Origin of the sequence: Photorhabdus tasmaniensis, from assembly GCF_011189505.1 — a bacterium.
In the GTDB taxonomy this organism is placed as follows: Bacteria; Pseudomonadota; Gammaproteobacteria; order Enterobacterales; family Enterobacteriaceae; genus Photorhabdus; species Photorhabdus tasmaniensis.
Window position 1 is genome coordinate 1 of sequence record NZ_PUJU01000092.1, and the last position, 6,834, is coordinate 6,834.

General features: G+C 53.1%; 6 protein-coding genes. 2 read left to right on the forward strand and 4 right to left on the reverse strand.

All coding sequences use genetic code 11. The features are described from left to right. Together xerC and C5471_RS22315 are read right to left on the reverse strand one after the other, a co-directional pair. The coding region (xerC, locus tag C5471_RS22310; protein WP_166296461.1) for a site-specific tyrosine recombinase XerC at positions 1-944 on the reverse strand (944 nt) is incomplete at its 3' end. Further along, positions 931-4,248: a CHC2 zinc finger domain-containing protein gene (locus C5471_RS22315; protein ID WP_133816005.1), complete on the reverse strand. Its 3,318-nt coding sequence runs from the start codon at positions 4,246-4,248 to the stop codon at positions 931-933. The genes C5471_RS22315 and xerC, both read right to left, overlap by 14 nt. Before the next feature lie 132 nt (positions 4,249-4,380). On the opposite strand from C5471_RS22315, the gene C5471_RS22320 reads away from it, so the two are divergent. Next, positions 4,381-4,719, forward strand: a complete 339-nt coding sequence (locus C5471_RS22320) for a helix-turn-helix domain-containing protein (protein WP_112896903.1) — start codon at positions 4,381-4,383, stop codon at positions 4,717-4,719. Positions 4,720-4,810: 91 nt separating this feature from the next. After that, the gene (locus tag C5471_RS22325) at positions 4,811-5,053 is read left to right on the forward strand and encodes a SymE family type I addiction module toxin (RefSeq protein ID WP_133816003.1); all 243 of its coding nucleotides are present in this window, start codon (positions 4,811-4,813) and stop codon (positions 5,051-5,053) included. 53 nt (positions 5,054-5,106) lie between these two features. Here C5471_RS22325 and C5471_RS22330 read toward each other — a convergent pair whose 3' ends face one another. Together C5471_RS22330 and C5471_RS24955 are read right to left on the reverse strand one after the other, a co-directional pair. Continuing rightward, positions 5,107-5,742 carry an SMI1/KNR4 family protein gene (locus tag C5471_RS22330; RefSeq protein WP_207627439.1) on the reverse strand — a complete coding sequence of 212 codons (636 nt, stop codon included), beginning with the start codon at positions 5,740-5,742 and terminating at the stop codon, positions 5,107-5,109. 4 nt (positions 5,743-5,746) lie between these two features. Further along, positions 5,747-6,733, reverse strand: coding sequence for a NucA/NucB deoxyribonuclease domain-containing protein (locus C5471_RS24955; protein WP_278250190.1), 987 nt, complete (start codon positions 6,731-6,733; stop codon positions 5,747-5,749). Positions 6,734-6,834 lie beyond the last annotated feature (101 nt).

Genomic DNA, 6,834 nt, shown 5'->3' on the forward strand with positions numbered 1-6,834 from the left:
GTATACACCTGGGTGGATTCCACGCTCGCATGGCCTAACATCGCCTGTATCCAGCGCAGGTCCGCCCCGTTCTCCAGCATCTGCGTTGCCATCGCGTGCCGGAACAGGTGGCAGGCACCTTTTTTCTTGATACCCACCGCGTTGATATACGCTGTCACCAGATTGCTGATACCGTTGGCCTGTAAGCCATCCAGCCCGTCCATCGCGACGAATAATGCCCTGACGTCAGGATTGACGATAAGTTGTGGCCGCACCTGTTGCTGATAACGCTGTAGCCAGCTTAAGGCGCGTTCACCGAGGGGCAACACCCGGTCTTTATTGCCCTTGCCCTGCCGGATGGTCACCGTTTTGCGTTTGCCGTCAACGCTGTACACATCCAGCCGGGTTAATTCTCCCCGGCGCATCCCGGTTGACCAGAGCAGCTCCATCAATGCCCGGTCACGTACCCCCTGCAACGTCGTCAGGTCAGGCTGCGCCAGTATCTGTTCGGTTTCATCAATGGTCAGAATATAGCGTGGCAGATGCTTTTCTTCCCGTGGCAGTTCAATGTCCGCTGCCGGGTTCGCCAGTATCAGATTCTGTTTCGTCAGCCATTTGAACCACACCTGCAACGGCTGCAACTGGGTGCGCTGGGTACGGATGCTCAGCGGCTCTCCGTTGGTCTTGCGGTACTGGTACAGATAGCGCTGGTAACGCTCCAGTATTGGCCGCGTGATATCCGCAGCATAGTACAGGCCCCGTTCCGTGGCCCACAGGATAAAGCGATAGGTGTGATGAGTCTGTACTTTCAGCGTGGTTTCCGACCAGTTCCGCTCCTGCCGCCATGCCACGAAGCGCAGCAGCAGTGCATACAGGCTTTTTGGGTCATGTGCCGGACCGACAGGCTGACGGTAGACGTCATCGACGGTCAGGAGACTCCCTTTGCGCGGTTTACGGTTTGCCATGATTTATCTCCGTTTCGGATTGGGAATGAGTGGCTGAGGCAGCGGGCGGCGGGGCCTTTTGCGTTTTATGTTTTTTAACCATTTTCTTTCCGGCTCCGCCCGGTTCTGTTGTTAAGCCTTGTACTGTCTGTGCTGAGGCCGGATTTTGTCTGTCCGGCTGTGTACCGACCTGGGGCCGACCTGTACCCGACGGGATACTTCTCGACACCGACCGGAACGCCTTGCCCGCAACAGCGTCATTCGCCATTTCTGTTTCTTCGGGCAGGGGGATTGAAGCCGGTTCTTTTTCTGCCTTAATAACCGTTTTTTGTTTTACCCCGGCCACTTCCGCCGATAAGTCGGGTGCTGCCTGCCCTGAGACCGGATTCTGACTGACCGACTGACTGCCGACTATGCCCCGACCTGTACCCGACTGAACACCCTCTGACCCCGACCGGAATGTATCGCCTGTCGTTTCTGACTGGGATTCCGTCATCTCCAGTAACCCGCACAGATGTGGTTGCCCGGTATCTTCACCATCCCACAGCAGCGTATATTCATAGGTCAGCCCGCGGCGGTGCAGCAACAGGTATTCCATTTCCAGCAACCGCGCCAGATGCACTTTCAGTTGCGTATCGCCCCAGTGCAGAGCGGCCCGAATATCCCGCCGGGTAAAATGCAGTTCATCGACCCTGACCGCCTGTTGTCCGGCGGTTTCCCGTACCCAGTCCTGTATCAGCAGTAACAGCTTACGCGTCTGCGGCGGCATTTCATCCAGCGTGCGCCCCAGCACGTCATGTGCCAGTTGGTTAGCGAGCTGGATATCGTCTTTCGTCACTTCGATATATTCAATCACCTGCCCGCGATGCGTGGTTTTCTTCACTTCACGTTGATACTGGTGCAGCAACGCAATAGCCTGTATCAGCGTCAGGTATTTCATATGATCGCGTCGCATCCGGGTTTTGTCTGACAGGAACGTCAGTTGATGGGCGTAGGGATTCACCACTTTCAGCGGCCTTAACAGGCGCTGGGCGTTCTGGTGTAACTGCGTCAGATAGCTTTTCTCCGAGTCAGCCAGCAAGCCTTCCAGCGTCTGACGGTGCCGTTGCATGGCGTGGATGGCCTGCGTCTGCTCGCGCGATTCGTTGACTGTCAGCACCAGACAGCGGTTCAGCAGTTCTTCATCCACATCAATGGCCGTCGTCGTCAACATCAGCATCACCGGTCCCTGTACCTTGTATTCCCGCGTCACCAGTTCGCCGCTCTGTTCATTCTTGCCGGTGCTGGCGATTTTCAGCTCGCCGTCGGACTGCAACAGTTTCAGGGCATAGGCCGCCTGCCGCACGCCTTCCTCTTCGGCTATTGCCAGGATTTTGTGTTGCAGGCTGGTTTCTCCCAGATAGTAGAGGCTCTGCCCGGTCATTGCCGAGTACTGGATACGCTCCTCTTCCGGCATCAGGTTCAGTACCGCCTCCATCAATGACGATTTCCCGGCAGCGGAACTGCTTTGTATCAGCACGGCCAGCGGTTTATCGAGTTTGCGCGAGACCGCCGCCAGATACCCGGTCAGCAGATTGGTGGATTCGCCGACCACGCCACAGGCGGCCATGTCGTGGATAATCTGTTCTGTTAAGTTCGGCGATGTCAACAATGCCAGCGCGGCGGCTTCGTCTTCCGCGCTGACCGTGACGGCCGTTGTCCCTGCGGCTTCGGCGTCGGCCTGCTGTTGCGCATCCTGTTGCTGCTCCAGCATCAGCAACACCCGCCCGGCTTCGCGTTTGATGACCGACAGCTCGCATTCCAGCTCTTGCGCCGCCGTGCTGATGTAGTTCTGACGATGCCGCGCGTGATACATGTCCAGCGTATCCACATGGAACAGGCCGGACGTTTCATCCCGCACCTGCACATTGACTTTCATCACATCAGGCACTGGGGATTTTTTCATCCCCCGTATCCGCCAGACCCGGGGGCCGCTTTTCATCAACAGTTCACCGCAGGCCGTGCGCTCACAGGGCACCGGCGCAACGGTCAGCTCTGGCGGGGCGGCTAAAGAAGAAGATTCAGCCACACCGGCACTTTGGGGCTTTTCCGTCATATCTGACGAGACGGGCCGCTCATGGCTGAACACCGCACCCGGTACCGTTCCCTGTCCCAGCCAGACTGCCTGTTGCAACGCCAGCCCCAGCGCATGTTCGGCGTTGCCACTTTTGACAGCATAATCATTGGCATCCATGCCCGGCGGGAACTGCACCCGCCATGCCTCGATACCGGCTTCCAGTAAATCAGCGGCCACACTGGCCGCGCCACGGTCTCCGGCCTCATCGCGGTCAAAGGCAATCAGCACCCGTTTCACGCCGTGATACTGCAAGGCTTCGAGGTGCTCACGGTTAAACCCGTTCACCCCGAACGCGGCAATCACGTTACGGAACCCGGCACACCAGAAGGTCATGGCATCGATCAGCGCTTCGCACAGGATAATTTCCGCAGCGGCTTTCATCGCTGCCTCATTCCAGACCCCGGCCAGTGGCGAGGGCAGGTACAGATGCTTTGGGCTGTCTTTCAGCACCTTGTAATCCGGCTGGGTTCGGCGGCCATACAGTTGCAACACCCGCCCGCGGCTGGCCACACTGGCCGATTCAGGCCAGCCGATCACCGGGACGACTACGCAGCCCCGGAAGTGGTCCTGCCGGGTGGTGCTACGCAACACGCCCAGACCCGACAGCTTATCGCGCAGTTGCTGCCCCTCATGGCTCGATTTTGACGGCAGCAGCCCTGCCGAACCGCCGATACCGTGATTGCCCGCGTACCCCAGCTTAAAGTGACTGACCAGTTCAGGATGATGCAGTCCGCGTCGTTCCAGCCAGGCTTTGGCTTCTGGTGACGCCAGTAAATTCTGATGATAAAAATCAATTACCTGATGCAACAGCGCCTGCCCGTCATCGTCCAGGTCGGCCAGTTTCGGGCGCGGCAAAGGAGCGGCCTGTGATCCCGGCTGGGCGGCTAAGGAAGAGGCGGCCACCACCGTATTGTCCATGTCCGGCAACCCGGCCAGCTCCCTTAGCCGACGGATAGCGATTTTCAGCGTCACGCCTTCTGTTTGTATCACCCAGTCCAGCACCGACCCCGCCGCGCCACAGCCAAAGCAGTGATACAGGTTCTTGGCAGGCGATATCACCATTGAGGGTGTTTTCTCGTGATGGAACGGACAGCGCAGCACATAATCCTCACCGCGTTTTTTCATCGGACGGCCTTGCTTACGCGCCAGCCCCAGCAATGAGACGAACTGCTTTAAGCGGGCTAAATCGGTATCGGGAATGCGGGTCATTGCCTTTACTCCTGTAAAATGCGTCAAGATTCACATTGATAATATATATAGTCCCTGATATGATACTTTTAGTCAAGCGATAAAAACGGGAGGGGTATAGTGACGCCAGTTACAGCAACTTTGGAATTTCCTATGAGCTTTTCTGATAAATTGGCTGCTTCCCGTAAAGAGCTTGGTTTCACGCAACAACAGATGGCTGACAAGATTGGTATGCACGTTTCACAGTACAAGCGCTATGAAGCCGGGACATCCCAGCCGACGATTGATGTGTTTCGGCGGATTGCATTAGCGTTGAATGTCAGTGCCGATATGCTTCTTTTTGATCACAATGAACGCGGACCCGATGACCGGCTAAAACTCCAGTTCGAAGCGGTCTCACAGTTGGATGAGAAAGAGCGGGAAGCGATTGAGACAGTGATTAGCAGTATGTTGCATATGCATGATGCTAAACGTTGGACGATAAAACGTTAGGCGCTCAAAAGAGATAATACTTACGCGGTGTTGAGATGCTGAGAACATCCCAGCACCGCTAACCACAACCCACTATCAGAGGTAGTTAGCTATGGCTGAACGCGATTGTAATGTAAATTCAGGCAGTTCGAAAGCCCAACGCCACTATAAAGTCGGCTATATCAGCCGATGTCACCCTGACCGCAGCACTGGCATGACCCGCTATTACAGCCAGCATCCCAGTTTGCACTTAAAAGGGAACTGGCTGCAAGAAGCGGGCTTTGTGACCGGGCAGCCGGTGCAGGTTAGTGTTGAGCACGGACAGTTGATTATCCGACTCGTTGAGAACAACTGATGGCTCAAAAAAGATCCCAGTGCTTGGACCGGGATCTTTTTGCTAACTGATTTTTAATTTTTTATGTCCATTTTAATGCTTGCCCCATCGGGAATATTTCGTATTTGTAGAGCCAAATCAGCTCTGGCTCTCATTGATTCGCCTGTTCGAGCTAAGTAAAGATTTTCCAATTCATATTCTCCGCCTAAAACAAAGGGAATTTTAGGGACTAAACGATAGCCAGATTGAATAGGGCCGTAAATATTTTGCCAATTATGAGCCAAAGAATATCCAGTTAGGACTTCATAATCTTCCAAGATAATCCCACTCCATTCATTTATACTCTCGGCTAATTTATCAAATAATCCCGTTTCAGGATCGAATGTATGAATACAATCATCTTTTAAACAAAACTGATTTCCAAAGATATCTTCTGCAAAGAAAAGAGCATCCTTAGCCATATCTTCGTATGAGTTAATCCATAACCTGTTGTTGTTCCAATCAATTAAGCCGATCTCTTCATCTATCGTTTCATATGGAAAAACACGTAATGCAGACTCAAAGCCATAAAATCCATTTTTTTTAGTCAATAAACAGCTCAATTCATCTACCAATGATTTTCCATAATTAGAAGCAATATATTTTTCTGATCTAACCGAAGAAATATCATGACTACAAATTGAGAGTAATTTGTCAGTTAAAGGCCACATTTTTCTATTTCTCCGTTTCTATTTTGCCTGATTTGTCTGTCTTTTCTGTCTTTATAATTACAGTCGCGCCATTAGGTAATCCGCGACATTGTTGACCAATACATGATCCAGCTCCTCTATTATCAGAAGGGGTAATTGGTCGAACCGAAGCGCCTGAGCCACCTTCTTTAAACATGGCAGGAGGATATTCATCACGATCTGCACCTTTCACCGGAGGAGTATTTTTCAAGGATTCTCTTCTCCTCTGAGCAGCTCCTCCACGATCAATCGTCAACACATTAGGATGCCCTGCTTTCTGAGCATCTTCAATATGCTTCGCTGATTCTGGATATTTTGTTTTATCTACAACAATAACTTTATGCTCATTAGTATGTTGTTCAGAGCTATTGCCTTTGTTATCAGTCGAACCTTTTATTGACGGTACAGATGATGGCTTCGCCTGCATTTTATCACTGGCTTTTGCCCCAATAATTCCCGTCGCGGTCTCCAGCAACATCAGGTTACGCTGCTCTTCCTTCACGTACTGCGCCGCATCGGCTTTGGATAAACCTGCATTCTCCAGCTCTTTTTGGCGTAGTTCCGTGTTAAAGAACCCGGAGAGGGGTCCGCTGCCGCCATTTAACCAGCTGCTCTGCTCTGAACGGCCCAGCTTGTCATTGGCACGGTATCCTGAGACCGCCAGTTCTTTACCCAACTCATGGTTGATAAAGGCCAGCTCTTCGCGGCTCAACTCACCATTCAGCGCCATGTGTTTCAGGGTGTTGATGGTTGCATCACTGGCCTGCCGGTACTCTGTCCAGACCCCTTTGCGGCAACTGTCATCCTGACATGATGCCAGTTTACCGCGCATGTCTTCAACCGACGGCAGACCTTTATCCAGAATGCGCTGGCTCAGCTCCTTAGCCTTGCCGCACGCCTCCGGTGACATCGTGCGGCAATCCCCCAGATTTCGGGAAGCCAAAGCATTATTCTCAATAACAACGCATTCCATTGCGACGTTGATTACCGAACGCCGATTTTCCTCATGCCCTCAGTCAGTTACCACCCGTTTTTTCCAATGTCCGTTCACCGCCGACCCCAAAACCCCCTGAC

Bases quoted from the DNA above. Each gene is read 5' to 3' on its own strand.
- C5471_RS22330 (WP_207627439.1), bottom strand. From the start codon at position 5,742: ATGTGGCCTTTAACTGACAAATTACTCTCAATTTGTAGTCATGATATT.
- C5471_RS22315 (WP_133816005.1), bottom strand. From the start codon at position 4,248: ATGACCCGCATTCCCGATACCGATTTAGCCCGCTTAAAGCAGTTCGTC.
- C5471_RS22320 (WP_112896903.1), top strand. From the start codon at position 4,381: ATGAGCTTTTCTGATAAATTGGCTGCTTCCCGTAAAGAGCTTGGTTTC.
- C5471_RS24955 (WP_278250190.1), bottom strand. From the start codon at position 6,733: ATGGAATGCGTTGTTATTGAGAATAATGCTTTGGCTTCCCGAAATCTG.
- C5471_RS22325 (WP_133816003.1), top strand. From the start codon at position 4,811: ATGGCTGAACGCGATTGTAATGTAAATTCAGGCAGTTCGAAAGCCCAA.